The organism is Pseudomonas sp. PDM14, from assembly GCF_014851905.1.
In the GTDB taxonomy this organism is placed as follows: domain Bacteria; phylum Pseudomonadota; class Gammaproteobacteria; order Pseudomonadales; family Pseudomonadaceae; genus Aquipseudomonas.
The window spans coordinates 170,449-192,231 of sequence record NZ_JACVAQ010000001.1 but is presented as its reverse complement, the minus strand read 5'-3'; the positions used below and the strand labels follow the sequence as shown (position 1 = coordinate 192,231).

Genomic DNA, 21,783 nt, shown 5'->3' with positions numbered 1-21,783 from the left:
GTGGATCGCTGCCCGTCTGTCCCTTCGGCATGTGCGGAAACAGTTTGCCGGCTCGCCGCCAGCCCCTGTTGCAGAGCCTTCGGCCTGACTAGTACCAAGGGAGTAGGGCATCTGTGCCATGGGCGCATACCGAGCGTTGCGAGCCAGTGTCTAAGATCAATCCATGACCTGCGCCACGTCCCGGCGCCGGCTCGGACAAACAAGAGAGGCCCCGACCATGATCTACGCAAACCCTGGCTCCGCCGGCTCCATCGTCACCTTCAAGCCGCGCTACGGTAACTACATCGGCGGCGAGTTCGTGGCGCCGATCAAGGGTGAATACTTCTCCAACACCTCGCCGGTCACCGGTGAAGTCATCGCTGAGTTCCCGCGCTCCGGCGCCGAAGACATCGAAAAGGCCCTCGACGCCGCCCACGCCGCCGCCGACGCCTGGGGCAAGACCTCGGTGCAGGACCGCTCGCTGATCCTGCTGAAGATCGCCGACCGTATCGAAGCCAATCTCGAACTGCTCGCCGTCGCCGAAACCTGGGACAACGGCAAGGCCGTGCGCGAGACCCTCAATGCCGATGTGCCGCTGGCCGCCGACCACTTCCGCTACTTCGCCGGTTGCGTCCGTGCCCAGGAAGGCAGCACCGCCGAGATCAACGAACACACCGCTGCTTACCACTTCCACGAGCCGTTGGGCGTGGTCGGGCAGATCATCCCGTGGAACTTCCCGCTGCTGATGGCCGCCTGGAAACTCGCCCCGGCCCTGGCCGCCGGCAACTGCGTGGTGCTCAAGCCGGCCGAGCAGACGCCGCTGTCGATCACCGTGTTCATCGAGCTGGTCGGCGACCTGCTGCCACCGGGCGTGCTGAACATCGTTCAGGGCTTCGGTCGCGAGGCCGGTGAGGCGCTGGCCACCAGCAAGCGCATCGCCAAGATTGCCTTCACCGGCTCCACCCCGGTCGGCTCGCACATCATGAAATGCGCTGCCGAGAACATCATCCCGAGCACCGTGGAGCTGGGCGGCAAGTCGCCGAACATCTTCTTCGAGGACATCATGCAGGCCGAGCCGGCCTTCATCGAAAAGGCCGCCGAAGGCCTGGTGCTGGCGTTCTTCAACCAGGGCGAAGTGTGCACCTGCCCGTCGCGCGCCGTGGTGCAGGAGTCGATCTACGACGCCTTCATGGTCGAGGTGATGAAGAAGATCAAGGCGATCAAGCGTGGCAACCCGCTGGACACCGACACCATGGTCGGCGCCCAGGCCTCGCAGCAGCAGTTCGACAAGATCCTCTCCTACATGGAGATCGCCCAGCAGGAAGGCGCGCAGATCCTCACCGGCGGCAACGTCGAGCAGCTGGAAGGCAACCTGGCCACCGGGTATTACATCCAGCCGACCCTGATCAAGGGCCACAACAAAATGCGCGTGTTCCAGGAGGAGATCTTCGGCCCGGTGGTCGGCATCACCACCTTCAAGGACGAAGCAGAAGCGCTGGCCATCGCCAACGACACCGAGTTCGGCCTCGGTGCCGGCCTGTGGACCCGCGACATTAACCGCGCCTACCGCATGGGCCGTGGCATCAAGGCCGGCCGTGTGTGGACCAACTGCTACCACCTGTACCCGGCACACGCCGCGTTCGGTGGCTACAAGAAGTCGGGCGTCGGGCGCGAGACCCACAAGATGATGCTCGACCACTACCAGCAGACCAAGAACCTGCTGATCAGCTATGACATCAATCCGCTGGGCTTCTTCTAAACCGCTATCGGATTAGCTGCGCGTCGGAAAAACTGCGTTGAACAGGGCTTCGGAGTGCTCATTTACAACTTGTAAACCCGAGTGCGGGCCCAGTCCGCCTCCTCAGCCCTGTTCGCCTTGTTTTTCTCTAGCTCGCAATATCCGAAACCGGTTTGCCATTTTAATCGGCCCGTCACGGCGGCGGGCCTTGCGGTTTGCTGTAACCGGCCTGCGGTCCGCTCCACTGCAGGCAGGTGTTTTCCGTTAGCGGATGGCGCTGCGTACGTCCCGCTGTTTGTCGACGCGCCGCGAGGGCGCGATCTGTCCTGCTGCATGCCTACTCCCAGGTGAGGCAGATCCCTGTCGAAACGCGGCCCTGGCCGCGTTTTTCTTTTTCTGCGATTGCTCCTCATCGCCGCCCTTCGTCGGCTGGGGCACGCTCCATCGACCCACCCGGCGAGAGCGCCGGCAACCCATCAAGCTGAACCTCTGCACGGTGGATGGATGAAGCGCCATCCACCCTGTGGGCTGACGTTTTCGCGTGTGTCGTTCCTGCCTGGCTGACGCATGCCCGCGACACCTGCCACGTCCGCTGCGACACCTGTCGCAGCCTAGGGTGTGTCACTCGAACTCCGCATGATCGCTACAGGCCCCGTGGTTGCTGGGCTCTGGCCGATTTCGTGGTGCTGGCATGGCGGTTGCTCCCTCCCTGGATACCGGAGCGCACTGACGCCGGTACCTAATAAGAATCGGGAGACCCCCATGACACAGATTGGCCTCGCCTCGCACGCCGCCTCTCGGCTCACCCCCGCAGGCGTTCCGCTGAAACCCCTTCTGACCGCCCTGTTGCTCGGTGTGCTCGCCACCCCGGCCTGGGCGACCGAGACCCCCGCCAATGTCGACGGCAAGCGCATCATCGCGGCCGACGAGGAGCCGGGTAACTGGATGAGCCACGGTCGTACCTACGACGAACAGCGCTACAGCCCGCTGGAAAAGATCAACGACGGCAACGTCGGCCAGCTCGGCCTGACCTGGAGCTACAAGCTCGACCTCGACCGCGGCGTGGAAGCCACGCCGATCGTGGTCGACGGCGTGATGTACACCACTGGGCCGTTCTCGGCGGTCTACGCGCTGGATGCGCGCAACGGCAAGCTGATCTGGAAGTACGACCCGCAGTCGGACCGTTCGCGCGCCGGTGAGGCCTGCTGCGACGCGGTCAACCGTGGCGTCGCGGTGTGGAATGGCAAGGTCTACATCGGCGTGCTCGACGGCCGCCTGGAAGCCATCGACGCCAAGACCGGCAAGAAGGTCTGGTCGGTCGACACCCGTAACGACCACGCACGCAGCTACACCATCACCGGCGCGCCGCGCGTGGTGAACGGCAAGGTGATCATCGGCAACGGCGGCGCCGAGTTCGGCGTGCGCGGCTACGTCACCGCCTACGACGCCGAGAGCGGCAAGCAGGCCTGGCGCTTCTTCACCGTACCGGGCGACACCAAGCTGCCGCCGGAAGACAAGGCCATGGAAATCGCCGCCAAGACCTGGCACGGCGACGCCTTCGTCGAGCAGGGCGGTGGCGGCACCGCGTGGGACTCCTTCGCCTTCGACCCGGAGCTGAACCTGCTCTACATCGGCGTCGGCAACGGCTCGCTGTGGGACCCGAAATGGCGCAGCCAGGCCAAGGGCGACAACCTGTTCCTCTCGTCCATCGTCGCGGTCAACGCCGACACCGGCGAGTACGCCTGGCACTACCAGACCACACCCGGCGACGCCTGGGACTTCACCGCTACCCAGCACATGATCCTCGCCGAACTGGAGATCGAGGGTAAGCAGCGCAAGGTGCTGATGCAGGCGCCGAAGAACGGTTTCTTCTACGTCATCGACCGCGCCACCGGCGAGCTGCTCTCGGCCAAGGGCATCGTCCCGCAGAACTGGACCAAGGGCATGGACATGAAGACCGGCCGGCCCATCGTCGACGAGGAAAACGCCGCCTACTGGAAAAATGGCAAGCGCAACCTGGTGACCCCGGCGTTCTGGGGCGCGCACGACTGGCACCCGATGTCGTTCAACCCCAAGACCGGCCTGGTGTACATCCCCGCGCACATCATGTCGGCCTACTACGAGCACATCCCGGACGCGCCCAAGCGCAACCCGTTCAAGAGCATGTACCAGCTCGGCCTGAAGACCGGGATGATGCCCGAAGGCCCGGACGGCCTGCTGGAAATGGCCAAGACCTGGTCCGGCAAGCTGATCGCCTGGGACCCGGTGAAGCAGGAGCCGGCCTGGGAAGTGCCCTACGTGACCATCTTCAACGGCGGCACCCTGACCACCGCCGGCAACCTGGTGTTCGAGGGCAGCTCCGACGGCCGGGTGATCGCCTACGCCGCCGACACCGGCAAGAAACTCTGGGAACAGCCGGCCGCCAGCGGCGTGATGGCCGCCCCGGTGACCTATTCGGTGGACGGTGAGCAGTACGTGACCTTCATGGCTGGCTGGGGCGGCGCCTTCGCCACGTTCGCCGGGGCGCTGTCCCTGCGTGCCGGCGCGCAGCCGTTCTCCCAGGTGCTGACCTACAAGCTCGGCGGCACCGCCAAGCTGCAGGAACCGGCACCGCCCGCAGACACCCCGGAGCCGCCACCGCTGACCGCCGATGCGGCCACCGTGGAAGCCGGCGCCAAGCTGTATGACGGCCACTGCTCGCAGTGCCACGGCATCCATGCGGTCAGCGGCGGCGTGCTGCCGGATCTGCGCAAGCTCACCACCGACAAGCACCAGATGTTCCTCGGCATCCTCTACGGCGGTCGCGTGCCGGACGGCATGCCGTCGTTCGCCGAAGCCTTCGATGCCAAGGAGGTCAACCAGATCCACCAGTACCTGATCAAGCGTGCCCACGACCTCAAGGCCGAAGGCGGCGCCTGGGACAAGTTCAGCGCGCAGTAACCCGCCGGACGGGCGCGCCGCCGGGTGCGTCTGTCTCCTGAATTCCAGCAATAGCGAGACCGGACCATGAGCGAGATCACCTACCAGAACTACATCGACAACACCTTCGTCGGCAGCGACAGCCTGATCGAGGTGTACAACCCGGCCGATGCCGCGCTGCTGGCACGGGTGCCTGATGCCAGTGGCGAGCAGGTCGAACGCGCCATCGCCGCTGCGCGCAAGGCGCAACGCGGCTGGGCGGCCAAACCGGCCATCGAGCGCGCCGGCTACCTGCGCCAGATCGCCAGCAAGATCCGCGACAACGCCGAGCGCCTGGCGCGCATCATCACCCGCGAGCAGGGCAAGGTGCCGGCGCTGGCATTGGTGGAGGTCAACTTCACCGCCGACTACCTCGACTACATGGCCGAGTGGGCACGCCGCCTGGAAGGTGAAGTGCTGACCAGCGACCGGGTCAACGAGCACATCTTCCTGCTGCGCAAGCCGCTGGGCGTGGTGGCCGGCATCCTGCCGTGGAACTTCCCGTTCTTCCTCATTGCCCGCAAGATGGCGCCGGCGCTGATCACCGGCAACACCATCGTCATCAAGCCGAGTGAAGAGACCCCGATCAACTGCTTCGAATTCGCCAAGCTGGTGGCGCAGACCGACCTGCCAACCGGCGTGTTTAACGTGGTCAGTGGCACTGGCGCGGGTGCTGGCAGCGTGCTCACCAGCCACGCCGGCATCGACCTGATCAGCTTCACCGGCAGCGTCGGCACGGGTGCGCGGATCATGGCCGCCGCCGCGCCGAACATCACCAAGCTGAACCTGGAGCTGGGCGGCAAGGCGCCGGCCATCGTGCTGGCCGATGCCGACCTGGACCTGGCCGTAACCGCCATCACCGCCTCGCGGGTAATCAACACCGGGCAGGTGTGCAACTGCGCCGAGCGCGTCTACGTCGAGCGCAAGGTCGCCGATCAGTTCATCGACAAGATCGCTTCGGCGATGGCCGCCACTCGTTACGGCGATCCTTCCGTCGAGTCCGATTTGGACATGGGCCCGCTGATCAACCAGGCCGGCCTGGACAAGGTCGCGCAGATGGTCCGCACCGCCATCGGCCAGGGCGCCCAGGCCATCACCGGCGGCAACGTCGCGGACAAGGGCAAGGGCTTCCACTACCAGCCGACCGTACTCGCCGGCTGCAAGGCGGACATGGAGATCATGCGCAAGGAGATCTTCGGCCCGGTGCTGCCGATCCAGATCGTCGACGACCTCGACGAAGCCATCGCCCTCGCCAACGACAGCGAATACGGCCTGACCTCGTCGATCTACACCCGCAGCCTGGGTGCGGCGCTCAAGGCCAGTCGCGAGATCGACTTCGGCGAAACCTACGTCAACCGCGAGAACTTCGAGGCCATGCAGGGCTTCCACGCCGGCACCCGCAAGTCCGGCATCGGTGGCGCGGATGGCAAGCACGGGCTGTACGAGTTCACCCATACCCATGTGGTGTACATGCAGGAGTGAGGGGAGGTGTGCCTGGCCTAGACGTCCCTCACCCCCGACCCCTCTCCCGGAGGGAGAGGGGTGACTTGTTCTGGAGATCGACGGGGGAGGGCCTGGAGTACGCCTGAGTTCGTTTTATGCGCGAACCCACTCGCTCTCAATCCCCGAACATGTTCGCGGTGTGTACTCGGATCAACCCCCTCTCCCTCCGGGAGAGGGTTGGGGTGAGGGGCGGCCAGCGCAGAGTAATTGCCGGTAGGGAAAGGCTGTGGGAGCACGCTCTTGTCTCAGTGACAGATAGCCGCAACAAACGAGCATGTAACTTGGGCGGAGAAAGGCTGCGACCTAACTCCGCTCCTTTTTCCTGGCGTTGCACGCGACGCCAGGAAAAAGGAGCGGTTCGAATCGTGTGGTGCGCTAAGCGCACTCACCAAAGTGGCGTGCGGTGCATCCGCTGCGCATGGCGCACCCTACGGAAGCGCAGCGGCTAGAACAGCTCGTTGGGCTGGACGATGCCGTGTTTCTTCATCTTGCGGTACAGGGTCGAGCGCGAGATGCCGAACGAGTCGGCGGCCGCGCTGACGTTCCAGCGGTGCTGGCGCAGCGCCGCATACAGGTGGCGCGCTTCGGCGTCGCCCAGGTGATCGGCCAGGCTGGCGGCGCTTTCGGGCGTCACCGCGCTCAGCTCGGGGAGGTGAAGGTCATGCAGTTCGGCAGGCAGGCAATCGACATCGATCCGACCGTCTTCGGCCAGTGCCACGGCGTAGCGCAGGGCATTGAGCAACTGGCGGATGTTGCCCGGCCAGGCGTAGGCGTACAGGCGCTGACGCGCCTGGGCATCGAGCTGCAGGCCGGCAGCGCCAGGCTGGGCGGCGAGCAGGTTGCCGATCAGCTCGCTGCGGTCGCTGCGCTCGCGCAGGGCGGGCAGTGCCAGGCTCATGCCGCTGAGGCGGTAGAACAGGTCTTCGCGAAACTGCTTGGCGCGGATCATCTCGCCGAGGTCCTGGTGCGTTGCCGAGACCACCTGTACATCCAGCGCCACCGGCGACTCGGCACCCAGCGGGGAAATCTCGCGCTCGGCCAGCACGCGCAGCAGGCGGGTCTGCAGGTGCGCCGGCATGTCGCCGATCTCGTCGAGGAACAGCGTGCCGCCGTTGGCCAGTTCCAGCTTGCCCTTCATGCCTTTCTTGTTGGCACCGGTGAAGCTGCCGCTGCGGTAGCCGAACAGCTCGCTCTCGATCAGCGTCTCCGGGATCGCCGCGCAGTTCAGCGCCACGAACGGGCCGTTGCGGCGGCTGCTGGCCTGGTGGATGGCGCGGGCGAAGGCTTCCTTGCCGGTGCCGGTTTCGCCGGTGATGAGAATCGGGATGCCCTTGTCGATCACCTTGCGGATGCGCCGCACGCCTTGCTGCAGCTGTGGGTCGCTGCCGCCGAGCTGGTCGAGGTCCGGGTGGCTGCTGGCAGGGATGCGCACGCTGCTGGCTGCCGCCGGGGCAGGGCGCAGGCGCCCGGCCGGAATGCGCAGGCCGACATCCACCAGCGCCTGTTCATCGCGGGTGCGCAGCAGCACGCCACGCGCGCCACCGCTGGTGAGGCTGAGCAGTTCGTCGACGCCGACCGGCAGCAGGCTGTCGATGCGCCGGCCGAGCAACGGTTGCCCGGCGTGCTCGTGGGCGACGAAGGCGGCGCGGTTGGCACCGACCACCCGGCCCTGGTCGTCGAGGGCCAGCAGCTGTTCGTTGGCCAGGTCGGTGATGTCGTCGCGCGGCTTGATCGCCAGGGTCAGGCCGTCGCGGTAACGCTGGCGAAAGTGCGCGTTCTCGATCAGCCGCGCGTACATGATCACCAGTTGCAGGGTCAGGTACTGCGCCTCCTTCGGCCCGTCGCTGTTCAAGCAGGTGGCGTTGAGGCAGCCGCGCAGCAGACCCTGGGCGTCGAAGATCGGCGACACCGAGCAGCTCAGGCGGAAGTTCGAGGTGAGGAAGTGTTCCTCGCGGTGGATGGTCATCGCCTGGGCCGCGGCCAGGGTGGTGCCGATGCCGTTGGTGCCGGCTACCGACTCGTCCCAGCGGGCACCGACGATCAGCCCGGATTCGGTATACGGGTCGCGCTTGCTGGGCAGGCGCGCATCCAGGGTGATGCCGTGTTCATCGCTGAGCAGCACGGCGAAACCGGCCTGCACCACGCGCTTGGCCAGGCCGGTGACGCCCTGGCTGGCGATCTTCAGGTATTCCTCGTGCTGGGCCTGGTGCAGGCGAATTTCCTCGGCGGTGAGGATGTTCTTGATGCAGCGCCCGCGCGGGTTGAGGTTGTGCTGAGTGACGCTGCGGTACCACGACTGGGCGATCAGCCCGTCCGGGCGAATGCTGCGTTCGGGGAAGTGATCGCTGACGAAGGCAGCGAGTTCGCTGGGGCTGGTTTCCACGGCATGCAGGGTCATGGGCGCTCCATGTGGCCGGCGGCGCAGTGTGCGCGCCGGCATCTTGTTGTTGTGGTCGGCCTGTCTGGCGAATGCTGCAACCATAGCCTTGTACGACGGTGCGTGCAGTCATCCTTCCGTCGAACATCAGGCATCCAGCAAAGCACATGCCGGTGTCGGGCCATGTCGCTGCAGGGCTCGCGCTTGAGCGCCGGGCCCGTGATCAACGGCCCCGGCGACGGTTTTCGCAGTCGTCGCAGAAATGCGACAGCTGTAGCGGGCAGGCGGACAGCTGTCGCGCGCCCGCTACCAAATCAGGACCGTAACTCCTTCGAAAGTATCATTCGGGGGTGTCGGACCTGGTGGTTAACTCGACCTGTCGGCATGTGCCGATCTCAATAAAAAGAGGACCTACCCATGTGGACTAAACCCAACTTCACCGACATGCGCCTTGGTTTCGAAGTGACCCTGTACTTCGCCAACCGCTGATGCCCAGGCCCCGGTTCGCCGGGGCTTCCAGCTTGCAGAGCACCTGCCATGCATATCCAGATTCTCGGCTCGGCCGCCGGTGGCGGTTTCCCCCAGTGGAACTGCAACTGCCGCAATTGCAGCGGCATGCGCAGTGGCCGCCTGCGGGCCCAGCCGCGCACCCAGTCGTCCATCGCCCTGAGTGACGACGGCATCCACTGGGTGCTGTGCAACGCCTCGCCCGACATCCGCGCGCAGATCGAGAACTTCCCCGCGCTGCAACCGGCGCGGCGCCTGCGCGACACGGCGATCGACGGGATCATCCTGCTCGACAGCCAGATCGACCATACCACCGGCCTGCTGACCCTGCGCGAAGGCTGCCCGCATCAGGTCTGGTGCACGGAGATGGTCCACCAGGACCTGACCAGCGGCTTCCCGCTGTTCAACATGCTCGAACACTGGAACGGCGGCCTGCAGTGGCGGCCGATCCACCTCGATGGCCAGCCGTTCAGCGTGCCGGCCTGCGCCAACCTGCGTTTCACCGCCATCCCCCTGCGCAGCAGCGCGCCACCGTATTCGCCACACCGCGGCAATCCGCACCCGGGCGACAACATCGGCCTGTTCGTCGAAGACCTGCGCAGCGGCGGCAAGCTGTTCTACGCGCCGGGCCTGGGCGAGGTCGATGACAACCTGCTGGCCTGGATGCGCCGCGCCGACTGCCTGCTGGTGGACGGCACCCTGTGGCGCGACGACGAGATGCGCGTGTGCGAGGTCGGCGACAAGCTCGGCAGCGAGATGGGCCACCTGTGCCAGAGCGGCCCCGGCGGCATGATCGAGGTGCTCGACGGTATCAGCGGGCCGCGCAAAGTACTCATCCACATCAACAACACCAACCCGATCCTCGACATCGACTCGGCCGAGCGCGGTGAGCTTGTCGCCCACGGCATCGAGGTGGCATGGGATGGCATGAGCATCGAGCTGTAGATACCGCGCCGTGACTTCGTAGGGTGCACCGTGCGCACCGCGAGCCGCTCGGATCATCGCTAACGACAATAACAAGGAGCAGAGATGAGTCAGCCTGCCATGAGCCCCGCCGAATTCGAACAGGCGCTGCGCGCCAAGGGCGCCTACTACCACATCCATCACCCGTTCCATGTGGCGATGTACGAAGGCCGCGCCAGCCGCGAGCAGATCCAGGGCTGGGTCGCCAACCGCTTCTACTACCAGCTGAGCATCCCGCTGAAGGACGCGGCGATCATGGCCAACTGCACGGACCGCGACGCCCGCCGCGAGTGGGTGCAGCGCATCCTCGACCACGATGGCGCGCCTGGCGAGGAGGGTGGCATTGAGGCCTGGCTGCGCCTGGCCGAAGCCGTCGGCCTGGACCGCGAGCAGGTGCTGTCTACCGAGCTGGTGCTGCCGGGTGTGCGCTTCGCCGTCGACGCCTACGTCAATTTCGCTCGCCGTGCCGGCTGGCAGGAGGCGGCAAGCAGCTCGCTGACCGAGCTGTTCGCCCCACAGATCCACCAGTCGCGCCTGGACAGCTGGCCGCAGCACTACCCGTGGATCGACGCCGGCGGTTACGACTACTTCCGCAAGCGCCTCAAGGAAGCGCGCCGCGATGTCGACCACGGCCTGCGCATCACCCTCGAACACTACCGCACCCGCGACGCCCAGGAGCGCATGCTGCAGATTCTGCAGTTCAAGCTCGACGTGCTGTGGAGCATGCTCGACGCCATGAGCATGGCCTACGAGTTGGCGCGCGCGCCGTACCACACGGTGACCCGCGAGCGCGTCTGGCACCGGGGGATTGCCCTGTGAACCGCATCCAGCTGGCGCCACCCGCCAACCCCGCATCCCACGTAGGGTGCGCCGCGCGCACCGCATCGGAGTCACCTTCATGAGCATCGCCATCCTGCCCCAGGTGCCGCGCATCCGCCGCGGTTTCCGCCTGCAATTCGAGCCCGCCCAGGGTTGCCACGTGCTGCTGTACCCGGAGGGCATGGTCAAGCTCAACGACAGCGCCGGGGAAATTCTCCAGCGCATCGATGGCCAGCGTGACGTGACGGCAATCATCGCCGAGCTGACGGGGCAGTTCCCCGATGTACCGGGAATCGATGAAGACATCCTGGCCTTTCTCGAGGTGGCCCATGCTCAGTTCTGGATCGAATACGCCTAGCGTCGGTGCCGCCGGCGTGCCCGCGGTGGGCCCGCCGCTGTGGCTGCTCGCCGAGCTGACCTACCGCTGCCCGCTGCAGTGCCCGTACTGCTCCAACCCACTGGACTTTGCCCGCCACGGCGAGGAGCTGAGCACCGCGCAGTGGATCGACGTGTTCCGCCAGGCCCGTGAACTGGGCGCCGCGCAGCTGGGCTTTTCCGGTGGCGAGCCGCTGGTGCGCCAGGACCTCGCCGAGCTGATCCGCGCGGCCCGTGGCCTGGGTTACTACACCAACCTGATCACCTCCGGCATCGGCCTCACCGAGAAGCGTATCGCCGAGTTCGCCGACGCCGGCCTCGACCATATCCAGGTCAGCTTCCAGGCCGCCGACGAGGAGGTGAACAACCTGCTCGCCGGCTCGAAGAAGGCCTTCGCCCACAAGCTGGCGATGGCCCGCGCGGTGAAGGCGCATGGTTACCCGATGGTGCTCAACTTCGTCACCCACCGGCACAACATCGACAGCATCGACCGCATCATCGAGCTGTGCATCGAGCTGGAGGCCGATTACGTGGAGCTGGCCACCTGCCAGTTCTACGGCTGGGCCGAACTCAACCGCGCCGGGTTGTTGCCCACCCGCGAGCAGCTGCAGCGCGCCGAACGCATCACCAACGAGTGGCGCGACAAGCTGGCGGCGCAGAACCACCCGTGCAAGCTGATCTTCGTCACCCCCGACTACTACGAGGAGCGGCCCAAGGCCTGCATGAGCGGCTGGGGCAAGCTGTTCCTCGACATCACCCCGGACGGCACCGCCTTGCCGTGCCACAGCGCACGGCAACTGCCGGTGAAATTTCCCAACGTGCGCGAGCACAGCCTGCAGCACATCTGGTTCGACTCGTTCGGCTTCAACCGTTACCGCGGCGATGCCTGGATGCCCGAGCCGTGCCGTTCCTGCGACGAGAAGGACCGCGACTTCGGCGGCTGCCGCTGCCAGGCGTTCATGCTCACCGGCGATGCCGACAAGACCGACCCGGTGTGCAGCAAGTCCGAGCACCACGGCCTGATCCTCGCCGCCCGCGAAGAGGCTGAGCACGCTGCGCTGGGCATGGAGGCGTTGAAATTCCGCAATGAAAAAGCATCCAGGATCATCTGCAAGGCCTGAGGGCCGCAGTGGTCAGGCCGGTGTTTCCACGGGGCCTGGCGCGCCCCCGCGCTGGTCTGCCGAGCAGGCCGCTGCCGCTTCGCGCGACTTCGCCGAGTTGCACGCCGCCCACGGCGGCCTGCTGTGGGTGGAATTCGATCCGCAGCAGGCGCGTTGCGGATTGTGGTTCTACCGCGATGGCCAGCGTCATGAGCTGACGCCGCCAGGCTATTCGGTGCGCAGCCGCGTCTACGAATACGGCGGCGGCGCCTGCTGCCCGACAGCCGCCGGGGTGGCGTTCGTCAACGAGGCGGATCAGCAGGTTTATCTGCTGACGCTGGCCGGCGGTGACGGCGATATCGGTGCACCCTGCGCTGTGACGGCTCGGCTGCACTGCCGCTATGGCGAGCTGAGCTACGTGCCGGCCTGGCAGACGCTGCTGGCGGTGGAGGAGAGCCACGAGGCGGGTGGGGTGATCCACCGTCTGGTGCGCCTCGGTCTGGATGGCTCGCGCCGGGTGCTGGTCGAGGGCGCCGATTTCTACGCCGGTGCAGTGGCCAGCGTCGATGGCGAGCAACTGGCGTGGATCGAGTGGAATCGCCCGGAGCAACCGTGGACGGCCACGCGCCTGTGCCTGCGCTTGGGCGCGACCGGCGAAACGTTGTGCCTGGCCGGGATGGCGGGTGATGAGTCACTGCAGCAGCCGCGCTTCGATGCGCTGGGCAGGCTGTTCTGTCTGAGCGACAGGGATGGTTGGTGGCAGCCTTATGCCTGGCGGATTGACGGAGGTACTTGCCCCTCATCCCAGCCCTCTCTCGAAGGGAGAGGGCGTTTACGAAGTCAGACCTCAGTCGCGTACCTGCCTCCCGCTTCGGCCAACCCCCTCTCCCTCCGGGAGAGGGTTGGGGTGAGGGAGGGACCGCTCGGTATAGCCAGCCAACCAGCCGACCACGCTGCCGCCCCCTGGCAATTGGGTGGCCGCACCTACCTGCCGCTGGAGCACGGCGAGCTGCTGCTGACCCGCTTCGAACAGGGCTTCGGCGTGCTCGCGGTGTGCGACGCAGCCGGCCACGAACGGCGCCTGGCCGACCACTACAGCCGCTTCCGCGCGCTGGCCACGGATGACTCGCACTACTACGGCATCGCCGCCTCACCCACGCGCCTGCCGGCGGTCCTGGCGATCAGTCGTGACAGTGGCGCGGTACAGGTGCTGGCCGGTGGCGAACAACCCCTGCCTGGGATCAGCCCGCCGCGCGCCTTCAGCTATGTCAGCGGCGCAGAAGAACGTGCTCACGGTTTCTTCCATGCACCGCCGGGGCAGTCGAGCCCGGCGCCGCTGGTGGTGTTCCTGCACGGCGGGCCGACCTCGGCCTGCTACCCGGTGTTCGACCCGCGCATCCCGTTCTGGACCGAACGCGGCTTTGCTGTGGCGGACCTCAACTACCGCGGCAGCAGTGGCTACGGCCGCGCCTACCGGCAACGCCTGCAGGGCGAGTGGGGGCGCAGCGATGTCGAGGACATCCAGGCGGCGATCGCGCACCTCGCCGCGCTGGGCCTGGTCGATGCCGATCGGGTGTTCGTGCGTGGTGCCAGTGCCGGCGGTTTCAGCGCGCTGATGGCGCTGGCGCACGGCAAGGGCCTGCGTGGTGGTGCGAGCCTGTACGGGGTCAGCGATCCGCTGGCGCTGCGCCGGGCCACCCACAAGTTCGAGGCGGACTACCTGGACTGGCTGATCGGCGATCCGCAGCGCGATGCCGGACGCTACGCCGCCCGCACGCCACTGCGGCTCGCCGGGCGTATCGAGGTGCCGATGATCTTCTTCCAGGGCGGTCAGGATGCGGTGGTGGTGCCGGCGCAGACCGAAAGCATGGTCGCCGCGCTGCGCCAGCGCGGCATTCGTGCCGACTATCACCTGTACCCGGACGAGCGCCACGGTTTTCGCCAGGCCGCGCATGTCGCCGAGGTGCTCGAGCGTGAGCTGGCGTTCTATCAGGAACTGCTGGCCGAGCAATAGCGCTAGGATCTTTTGCGTTTCATGACGCGCCGGTTGGTGGGCTGAAGCCCACCCTACAGAACGTCACCTCGCGTAGGGTGGGCTTCAGCCCACCAGTCGCGGCGTCGGCAATAACCTCGGCAAAACGCCAACACACCTGGCCTGTCTAGTCCCTTGGTCCGATTGCAATAACCGAGCATTCCAGTAGGCTGAACACCCAAGTACAAATAACAAGAAAAACAGTCCGTTATATGACCCAGAACCTGAGCATGCTGCGTAAGTTCGTCTCGCCGGAAATCGTCTTCGGCGCGGGCTGCCGGCACAACGTCGCCAACTTCGCCATGACCTTCGGCGCCCGCAAGGTGCTGCTGGTTTCCGACCCCGGCGTGGTCGCTGCCGGCTGGGTGGCCGATGTCGAGGCCAGCCTGCAGGGCCAGGGCATCGACTACGTGCTCTACACCGCCGTGTCGCCGAACCCGCGAGTGGAGGAGGTGATGGCCGGTGCCGAGCTGTATCGCGAGCACAACTGTAACGTCATCGTCGCGGTCGGCGGCGGCAGCCCGATGGACTGCGCCAAGGGCATCGGCATCGTCGCCGCGCATGGTCGCAGCATTCTCGAATTCGAAGGCGTGGACACCATCCGTGTGCCCAGCCCGCCGCTGATCCTGATCCCGACCACCGCCGGCACCTCGGCCGACGTCTCGCAGTTCGTGATCATTTCCAACCAGCAGGAGCGGATGAAGTTCTCCATCGTCAGCAAGGCGGTGGTGCCGGATGTGTCGCTGATCGACCCGGAAACCACCCTGAGCATGGACCCGTTCCTCTCCGCCTGTACCGGCATCGACGCCCTGGTGCACGCCATCGAGGCATTCGTTTCCACCGGCAGCGGACCGCTCACCGACACCCACGCCCTGGAGGCCATGCGCCTGATCAACGGCAACTTGGTGCAGATGATCGCCAACCCGCATGACATTGCCCTGCGCGAGAAAATCATGCTCGGCAGCATGCAGGCCGGCCTGGCCTTCTCCAACGCCATCCTCGGCGCGGTACATGCCATGAGCCACAGCCTCGGCGGCTTCCTCGACCTGCCGCACGGGCTGTGCAACGCGGCGCTGGTCGAGCACGTTGTGGCCTTCAACTACAGCGCCGCGCCGGATCGCTTTCGCATGGTCGCCGAGACCCTCGGCATCGACTGCCGCGGCATGACCCACGTGCAGATTCGCGCACGCCTGGTGGAGTACCTGATCCAGTTCAAGCGCGCCGTCGGTTTCCACGAAACCCTCAGCCTGCATGGCGTTGGCTCCTCGGACATTCCATTCCTCTCGCGCCATGCCATGCATGACCCGTGCATCCTCACCAACCCGCGCGAGTCCAGCCAGCGCGACGTGGAAGTGGTGTATGGCGAAGCCCTCTAAGCCGAGCGCCTCTAAGCCGAGCGCCTCTGAGGACCAGCAGCGCACGCTTGCCGGCCTGCTCGGGCTGAGCAGCCAGTCCGCGCGCAAGAGCCACTACGCCGAACTCGAGGCGCGCCTAGAAGAGCTGGAAACCGAGCGCAACCGCTACAAATGGCTGTTCGAACACGCCGTGCACGGCATCTTCCAGGCCAACCTGCACGAGGGGCTGCGCGCCGCCAACCCGGCCCTGGCCCGCATGCTCGGCTACCAGGACCCGCAGGACGTGCTCTGGTCGCACACCGACCTGGCCGCGCACCTGTTCATCGGCGGGCGCGAGGAGCTGGCGCGGATTCGTGCGGTGCTCGCCGAGCAGCCCGGCCTGTTCGGCTACGAAACGCGCCTGCGCCGTCGTGATGGCAGCGAGATCGACGTGCTCATGAACATCCTCCTCAAGCCGGATGAGCCAGGGCTGTTCGAGGGCTTCGTCGCCGATATTACCGAACGCAAGCTGGCCCAGTTGCGCCTGCAACAGCTCAACGAGGAGCTGGAGCAGCGCGTGGCCAGTCGTACCGATGAACTGCTGGCGGCCAACCGCAGCCTGCACTTGCAGATCGGCGAACGCGCCCGTGCCGAGCACGAACTGCGCAAGGCCCGCGATGCCGCCGAGGAAGCCAACCGCAGCAAGGACAAATACCTGGCCGCCGCCAGCCATGACCTGCTGCAGCCGCTGAATGCCGCGCGGCTGCTGATCTCGACCCTGCGTGAGCGCGCGCTGGGCGACTCGGCGCACAACCTGGTCGAGCGTGCGCACCAGGCCCTGGAAGGCGCCGAAGACCTGCTCTCGGACCTGCTGGACATCTCCAAGCTGGACCAGGCGGCGATCAAGCCGGATATCGACCTGTATCGCCTGGACGACCTATTGGCGCCGCTGGCCTCGGAGTTCGAACCGGTGGCGACCCAGGCCGGCCTGCGCCTGCGTGCGCGAATTCCGGCGTATGCGGTGCACACCGACGCGCGCCTGCTCGGCCGTATCCTGCGCAATTTCCTCAGCAACGCCTGCCGCTACACCGAACGTGGCGGGGTGTTGCTGGGCGTGCGCAAGCGTGGCCAGTTCGTGCATATCGAGGTGTGGGACAGTGGCCGCGGGATTCCGCAAAGCCAGTTGCAGGCTATTTTCCGCGAATTCCTTCAGCTCGATGCCGGGCGCTCCATGGAACGCAAGGGCGTCGGCCTGGGCCTAGCCATCGTCGAGCGCATCGCCGGCATGCTCGGTTACGACGTGCAGGTGCGTTCGCGACCGGGGCGCGGCTCGTGCTTCAGCATTCGCGTGCCGCTGGCCGCCGAGCAACCGGTGGCGCTCAAGGTCGCGGCGCTGCCGCAACCGCTGGTGGGCAACCCGCTACCGGGAAAGCGCCTGCTGGTGCTGGACAACGAACCGGCGATTCTCATGAGCATGGCCGACCTGCTCGGCCAGTGGGGCTGCGAGGTACTCACCGCGGCGGATCAGGCACAGGCGCTGCAGCAACTGCAGGCGCAGGCACCGGATCTGTTGGTGGTCGACTATCACCTGGACAACGGCGTGACCGGTTGCGAGGTGGTGCAGGCGCTGCGCGAGCACTTCGCCTGCGACATCCCGGCGGTGATGATCACCGCCGACCGCTCCGACCAGTGCCGCACGCAACTGCAGGCACTGCGCGTACCGCTGCTGAACAAACCGGTGCGTCCGGGCAAGCTGCGCGCCGTGCTCAGTCAGTTGCTGTCGGGTTAGAAGACTGATCGGTAGGGGCGTGCGCACCGCTCAAACTACCTGGTGTGCACGGCGCACCTAGGCTCATCTGACTCGGGACAATGCCTGAGTCAGATGAGGCTGGCTCGTCAGATCCCGAATTTGTCGCGCAGGGTGTAGTACCAGGCACCAATCGCGCTGAACGGCACCTGGAACAGACGGCCGCCGGGGAAGGGGTAGTGCGGCAGGTCGGCGAAGGCGTCGAAGCGCTCGGCCTGGCCACGCAACGCCTCGGCCAGCACCTTGCCGGCAAGGTGGGTGTAGGTCACGCCGTGGCCGCTGCAGCCCTGCGAGTAATAGATGTTGTCGCCGAGGCGGCCGACCTGCGGCAGGCGCGACAGGGTCAGCAGGAAATTGCCGGTCCAGGCGTAGTCGATCTTCACGTCCTTCAGTTGCGGGAAGGTCTTGAGCATCTTCGGCCGGATGATCGCCTCGATGTTCGCCGGGTCGCGGGCGCCATACACCACGCCGCCGCCGAAGATCAGGCGCTTATCGCCGGTGAGGCGGTAGTAGTCGAGCAGGTAGTTGCAGTCTTCGACACAGTAGTCCTGCGGCAGCAGGCTGGCCGCCACCTCGTCGGACAGCGGTTCGGTGGTGATCACCTGGGTGCCGCACGGCATCGACTTGGCCGACAGCTCCGGCAGCAGGTTGCCCAGGTAGGCGTTGCCAGCCACGACGATGAACTTGGCCTTCACCCGGCCATTGGGCGTGTGCACCACGGGGTTGGCCCCACGGTCGATGCGGATCGCCGGTGACTGCTCATGGATCACGCCACCCAGAGACTCCACCGCGGCCGCTTCACCGAGCGCCAGGTTGAGCGGGTGGATATGGCCGCCGCTCATGTCGAGCATGCCGCCGATGTAGTTGTCGGTCGCCACCACTTCGCGGATGCGCTTGGCATCGAGCAGTTCCAGCTGGGTATGGCCGTAGCGTTCCCAGAGCTTCTTCTGCGACTCCAGATGGCCCATCTGCTTGTTGGTGAGCGCGGCGAATACGCCACCGTCCTTGAGGTCGCACTGGATGTCGTACTTGGCGATGCGCTCGCGAATGATGCGCCCGCCCTCGAAGGCCATCTGCCCGAGCAGCTGGGCCTGCTTGGGGCCGACGCTGCGTTCGATCACGTCGATGTCGCGGCTGTAGCTGTTGACGATCTGCCCACCGTTGCGCCCGGAGGCACCGAAGCCCACCTTGGCCGCTTCCAGCACGGTGACCTTGAAGCCGTTTTCCAGCAGGAACAGGGCGGTGGACAGGCCGGTGTAGCCGGCTCCGATGACGCAGACGTCGGTGTCGACCTCGCCCTGCAACTCCGGACGCGCCGGAACGGGGTTGGCCGAGGCGGCGTAATAGGACTGGGGATACGGGGTGTGCGCCATACTGGAACCTTTGTTCTTTATTTTTTACGGATAGCCCGATGCTACTCGACTTGAAAATGCCCGGCTAGCCTCTGTGCAAGATATTTAACGATTGCAGATTCCACAAAAAATCCACTTTTTCAGAGGCTTAGCGAAAAAGGTATTGACACCGTTAGGCTCATCCGTAAAATGCGCGGCCATTGCAGGCACATAGCTCAGTTGGTTAGAGCACCACCTTGACATGGTGGGGGTCGTTGGTTCGAATCCAATTGTGCCTACCAAACAAACCCGTCCTGCACGGGACCAAGAAGGCGATCCGAAGGGGTCGCCTTTTTTGTTGCCCGTTTTTCAGCCTGCCGCGTCGATGGACCTCAGCCTTGGCGCCTGTACGCCAGCAGCACGATGCCGCCGATGACGATGCCGCCACCGAGCAGCTGCAGGGTATTGAGTTGCTGACCGAGGATGAGCCAGCCGAACAGCAGCCCGGCGACTGGCTCGGCATTCATCACCGGCGCGTTGCGCGCCATGTCCAGCCTGGGCATGAGAATGAACAGGATGGAGAACGCCGTTCCATACAGGGTCACCAGCACCGCCAGGGCCAGCCAGCCATCGAGGCTGGCGGGCAGCGCGACGCCCTCTGCCATGACTCCGCTGACACTCACTGCCGCAGCACAGATGAACACCACGACCATGGTCGACAGGCTGCGCACCGTGCCGTCCATGCCAGATAGGCGGTTCTCGATGATCCACACCGCCGTGGCGAAGGTCGTCGCACCGCCCAGGCCGAACAGTACGCCCTCGAGCCAGTGACTGCTGGCGGGAGCGTGGCCGCTGACGACCGAAGGTACGTCCAGGGCTAGCAGCAGGCCGCTGAGGATCAAGCCCATGAGCACGGCGGCCCGTTGCGTCGGCGCCGCGCCGCCCAAGGCCCAGGTCAGCAACGCCAGCAGAATGGGCGCGAGGTTGACCAGCAGCAGGGCCAGGCCGACCGGGATGCGCATCACCGCCGAGTAGATGCAGAAACTCTGCAGCCCGATCAACAGGCCCACCAGCAGCTGCCAGCGGCGGGTGCCGGTTTGCCAGCGTGGCAGCTCGCGGCGCCACAGCAGCAGGCTGCCCAGCGCCAGTGCGGTCACGCCGGAGCGGCAGAGTATCGCCAGCAGCAACCCCGCGCCGTCATCGAAGGCGATGCGGGCGGCGATATGGTTGCCGGCGAAGGCGCAGGCCAGGCTGGCCAGAAGCAGAACGGACAGGCCACGGGGAAGGTAGGAGGTCGGCATAGCGGCTCAGCGGGCAGATACGGGCTCGGGGCAACGGATGAGGCGTGCCGGTGAGCCGGAGGTCATCGGGGTGAAGAGGGCGGTGGGCGATCAGGGCAATCGCGCGGAGCTTCTCGATCGCCAGCGCCCAAGGTACAGCGTGTGGCCCGGTGTGGAAAACATAAATGGCGTGTCCGCTGGCGCCAACGCTGATCCCTTTCAATTGCTAAGCGTTCTCACTTATATTTGCCGCCTCCTTTCGTTACCTTCTCGCAGCCGCATCGTGTCCCACGCCACATCCAAGCCATCGCTGGTCGCGGTCCTGGCTCGTCACTATGACGAGCTGGTGGACTCCGTACGCCGCCGCTTCGGTGATCGCCACACGGCGCATGAGGTGGTGCACGACGTGTGCGTGCAACTGCTCGAGTCGCCGGAGAAGGAGGGGGTTCGCGTGCCGTTGGCCCTGCTGCGCAAGATCACCCATGATCGCGCCGTCAGCCACTACCGCAGCGAGCGCAGGCGGCTGGCGTGGGTCGACGAGCAGGCGCAGGTTCCGGCCATCGCGTGCGCGGCATCGAGCCCGGAGTCTCGCCACGAGACCGACGCTGAAGTCGAGCGCCTGTGCGCGGCGATCGCCAGCTTGCCGCCGCGCTGCCAGCAGGTGTTCGTCATGCACAAGATCCACGAGCTGTCGCAGAAAGAGGTCGCGGTGCAGATGGGCATATCGCTGAAGGCTGTGGAAAAGCACCTGCGTCTGGGCATGCATCAATGCCGCCTCATGCTCGGCTATCAGGCGACCGAGGCATGAGCCAGCGCGAGCCGCAGCACGATGCTTCCGTCCCCGCAGACGAGGCCATCGCCCGTCATCGCGAGGAACTGAAGAAGCGCTTTCCCCTGCCGGCACCGAGCCGCACGCCCAAACCGCGCAGCCTCACCACCCTGAGCGTGGTGGTGGCCATGCTGGGCTTCATCTGCGCGCTGGTCTGGTTCGACCCCAGCTACAAGAGCGAGCAGTTCGCCAGCGCGATTGGCAAGCCCCAGGTGATTCGGCTCACCGATGGCAGCCTGATCACTCTGGACGCCGCGAGCCGGGTCAAGGTCAGCTGGCACCTGCGTTCGCGTCGGGTGGAACTGCAGAGCGGCCAGGCGCTGTTCAGTGTTTCCCCGGCCCTCTACCGTCCGTTCCTGACCACCGCGGGCGCCACGCGGATCAAGGTGGTCGGCACCCGCTACAACGTTAGCCGGCAGCAGGGCAGCGTGAGGGTCACGGTGGAGCAGGGCCGGGTCGAGGTGCGGGGTGGCGAGTCGAGCGTGCAGCTGGTCGCGGGTGAGCAGGTGCTTGTACGCAACGGCCAACTCGGCACGCGTCAGCAGGTCGATGCTGCGGCAGTGGCTGCCTGGACCAAGGGCCGCCTGGTTTTCGACCGCACGCCGCTACGTGACGTGCTCGAGGTGATCCAGCGCTACCAGCGCACGGCCATCGTCATGCACGACCGCAGTCTGGCGGAGCTGCCCGTTTCGGGAACCTTCGAGAGCGCGCGGCTGGATGGCATGCTGGCCCTGCTGCCGAAGATCCTGCCGGTCGAGTTGAGCGCGGATGGCAACGGCACGCTGCACCTGAAACGACGCGCCGCAAAAAAATAATCAAATCGCAGGTAGGGTTTTCCCTACGCTGTGGCG

Annotated in this window: 16 protein-coding genes and 1 tRNA gene; 14 read left to right on the top strand and 3 right to left on the bottom strand. The window is 66.0% G+C overall.

Going from position 1 to position 21,783, the window contains the following annotated elements:
• Positions 1 to 217 precede the first annotated feature (217 nt).
• From IB229_RS00750 to aldA, 3 genes are all read left to right on the top strand, one after another.
• A complete protein-coding gene (locus IB229_RS00750) occupies positions 218 to 1,738 on the top strand; it encodes an aldehyde dehydrogenase family protein (RefSeq protein WP_192323949.1) in 1,521 nt (506 codons plus the stop codon).
• Positions 1,739 to 2,479: 741 nt separating this feature from the next.
• Positions 2,480 to 4,657, top strand: coding sequence for a PQQ-dependent dehydrogenase, methanol/ethanol family (locus IB229_RS00745; protein WP_192323947.1), 2,178 nt, complete (start codon positions 2,480 to 2,482; stop codon positions 4,655 to 4,657).
• A gap of 66 nt (positions 4,658 to 4,723) precedes the next feature.
• Entirely contained in the window at positions 4,724 to 6,157 is a 1,434-nt protein-coding gene (gene aldA / locus IB229_RS00740; RefSeq protein WP_192323945.1) for an aldehyde dehydrogenase, read from the top strand.
• 466 nt (positions 6,158 to 6,623) lie between these two features.
• Here the strand turns inward: aldA and IB229_RS00735 are convergent, their stop codons facing one another.
• A complete protein-coding gene (locus tag IB229_RS00735) occupies positions 6,624 to 8,576 on the bottom strand; it encodes a sigma-54-dependent Fis family transcriptional regulator (RefSeq protein ID WP_192323942.1) in 1,953 nt (650 codons plus the stop codon).
• A 396-nt stretch (positions 8,577 to 8,972) separates the two neighbouring features.
• Here IB229_RS00735 and pqqA point away from each other — a divergent pair, with 396 nt between their 5' ends.
• The 8 genes from pqqA to IB229_RS00695 all read left to right on the top strand — a co-directional run bounded on the left by pqqA (position 8,973) and on the right by IB229_RS00695 (position 17,474).
• A complete protein-coding gene (gene pqqA, locus IB229_RS00730; RefSeq protein ID WP_080725296.1) occupies positions 8,973 to 9,044 on the top strand; it encodes a pyrroloquinoline quinone precursor peptide PqqA in 72 nt (23 codons plus the stop codon).
• Between the two features lie 48 nt (positions 9,045 to 9,092).
• Complete coding sequence (gene pqqB, locus IB229_RS00725; protein WP_192323940.1) at positions 9,093 to 10,007, top strand: pyrroloquinoline quinone biosynthesis protein PqqB; 915 nt, start codon at positions 9,093 to 9,095, stop codon at positions 10,005 to 10,007.
• A gap of 84 nt (positions 10,008 to 10,091) precedes the next feature.
• Positions 10,092 to 10,844 carry a pyrroloquinoline-quinone synthase PqqC gene (gene pqqC / locus IB229_RS00720; protein ID WP_192323938.1) on the top strand — a complete coding sequence of 251 codons (753 nt, stop codon included), beginning with the start codon at positions 10,092 to 10,094 and terminating at the stop codon, positions 10,842 to 10,844.
• A 79-nt stretch (positions 10,845 to 10,923) separates the two neighbouring features.
• A complete protein-coding gene (gene pqqD, locus IB229_RS00715; protein WP_192323936.1) occupies positions 10,924 to 11,202 on the top strand; it encodes a pyrroloquinoline quinone biosynthesis peptide chaperone PqqD in 279 nt (92 codons plus the stop codon).
• Positions 11,174 to 12,340, top strand: coding sequence for a pyrroloquinoline quinone biosynthesis protein PqqE (gene pqqE / locus IB229_RS00710; protein ID WP_192323934.1), 1,167 nt, complete (start codon positions 11,174 to 11,176; stop codon positions 12,338 to 12,340). Before pqqD ends, pqqE begins: the two co-directional genes overlap by 29 nt.
• Positions 12,306 to 14,333, top strand: coding sequence for an alpha/beta hydrolase family protein (locus IB229_RS00705; RefSeq protein ID WP_192323932.1), 2,028 nt, complete (start codon positions 12,306 to 12,308; stop codon positions 14,331 to 14,333). Before pqqE ends, IB229_RS00705 begins: the two co-directional genes overlap by 35 nt.
• 230 nt (positions 14,334 to 14,563) lie before the next feature.
• Complete coding sequence (gene ercA, locus IB229_RS00700) at positions 14,564 to 15,727, top strand: alcohol dehydrogenase-like regulatory protein ErcA (RefSeq protein WP_192323930.1); 1,164 nt, start codon at positions 14,564 to 14,566, stop codon at positions 15,725 to 15,727.
• Complete coding sequence (locus IB229_RS00695) at positions 15,711 to 17,474, top strand: NahK/ErcS family hybrid sensor histidine kinase/response regulator (RefSeq protein WP_192323928.1); 1,764 nt, start codon at positions 15,711 to 15,713, stop codon at positions 17,472 to 17,474. The genes ercA and IB229_RS00695 overlap by 17 nt, the downstream gene beginning before the upstream one ends.
• A 107-nt stretch (positions 17,475 to 17,581) precedes the next feature.
• Here the strand turns inward: IB229_RS00695 and IB229_RS00690 are convergent, their stop codons facing one another.
• Complete coding sequence (locus IB229_RS00690) at positions 17,582 to 18,865, bottom strand: NAD(P)/FAD-dependent oxidoreductase (protein ID WP_192323926.1); 1,284 nt, start codon at positions 18,863 to 18,865, stop codon at positions 17,582 to 17,584.
• A 183-nt stretch (positions 18,866 to 19,048) separates the two neighbouring features.
• On the opposite strand from IB229_RS00690, the gene IB229_RS00685 reads away from it, so the two are divergent.
• Positions 19,049 to 19,125: transfer RNA gene (locus IB229_RS00685), tRNA-Val, on the top strand.
• 90 nt (positions 19,126 to 19,215) lie between these two features.
• On the opposite strand, the gene IB229_RS00680 is transcribed toward IB229_RS00685, so the two are convergent.
• Positions 19,216 to 20,124 carry an EamA family transporter gene (locus tag IB229_RS00680; protein ID WP_192323924.1) on the bottom strand — a complete coding sequence of 303 codons (909 nt, stop codon included), beginning with the start codon at positions 20,122 to 20,124 and terminating at the stop codon, positions 19,216 to 19,218.
• 262 nt (positions 20,125 to 20,386) lie between these two features.
• Between IB229_RS00680 and IB229_RS00675 the strand changes: the two genes are divergently transcribed.
• Positions 20,387 to 20,911 (top strand): RNA polymerase sigma factor, encoded by a 525-nt coding sequence (locus tag IB229_RS00675; RefSeq protein WP_318652070.1) that lies wholly within the window; start codon positions 20,387 to 20,389, stop codon positions 20,909 to 20,911.
• Positions 20,908 to 21,747: a FecR family protein gene (locus IB229_RS00670; RefSeq protein WP_192323921.1), complete on the top strand. Its 840-nt coding sequence runs from the start codon at positions 20,908 to 20,910 to the stop codon at positions 21,745 to 21,747. Before IB229_RS00675 ends, IB229_RS00670 begins: the two co-directional genes overlap by 4 nt.
• Positions 21,748 to 21,783 lie beyond the last annotated feature (36 nt).

Bases quoted from the DNA above. Each gene is read 5' to 3' on its own strand.
- IB229_RS00750 (WP_192323949.1), top strand. From the start codon at position 218: ATGATCTACGCAAACCCTGGCTCCGCCGGCTCCATCGTCACCTTCAAG.
- IB229_RS00745 (WP_192323947.1), top strand. From the start codon at position 2,480: ATGACACAGATTGGCCTCGCCTCGCACGCCGCCTCTCGGCTCACCCCC.
- aldA (WP_192323945.1), top strand. From the start codon at position 4,724: ATGAGCGAGATCACCTACCAGAACTACATCGACAACACCTTCGTCGGC.
- IB229_RS00735 (WP_192323942.1), bottom strand. From the start codon at position 8,576: ATGACCCTGCATGCCGTGGAAACCAGCCCCAGCGAACTCGCTGCCTTC.
- pqqB (WP_192323940.1), top strand. From the start codon at position 9,093: ATGCATATCCAGATTCTCGGCTCGGCCGCCGGTGGCGGTTTCCCCCAG.
- pqqC (WP_192323938.1), top strand. From the start codon at position 10,092: ATGAGTCAGCCTGCCATGAGCCCCGCCGAATTCGAACAGGCGCTGCGC.
- pqqD (WP_192323936.1), top strand. From the start codon at position 10,924: ATGAGCATCGCCATCCTGCCCCAGGTGCCGCGCATCCGCCGCGGTTTC.
- pqqE (WP_192323934.1), top strand. From the start codon at position 11,174: ATGCTCAGTTCTGGATCGAATACGCCTAGCGTCGGTGCCGCCGGCGTG.
- IB229_RS00705 (WP_192323932.1), top strand. From the start codon at position 12,306: ATGAAAAAGCATCCAGGATCATCTGCAAGGCCTGAGGGCCGCAGTGGT.
- ercA (WP_192323930.1), top strand. From the start codon at position 14,564: ATGACCCAGAACCTGAGCATGCTGCGTAAGTTCGTCTCGCCGGAAATC.
- IB229_RS00695 (WP_192323928.1), top strand. From the start codon at position 15,711: ATGGCGAAGCCCTCTAAGCCGAGCGCCTCTAAGCCGAGCGCCTCTGAG.
- IB229_RS00690 (WP_192323926.1), bottom strand. From the start codon at position 18,865: ATGGCGCACACCCCGTATCCCCAGTCCTATTACGCCGCCTCGGCCAAC.
- IB229_RS00680 (WP_192323924.1), bottom strand. From the start codon at position 20,124: ATGCCGACCTCCTACCTTCCCCGTGGCCTGTCCGTTCTGCTTCTGGCC.
- IB229_RS00670 (WP_192323921.1), top strand. From the start codon at position 20,908: ATGAGCCAGCGCGAGCCGCAGCACGATGCTTCCGTCCCCGCAGACGAG.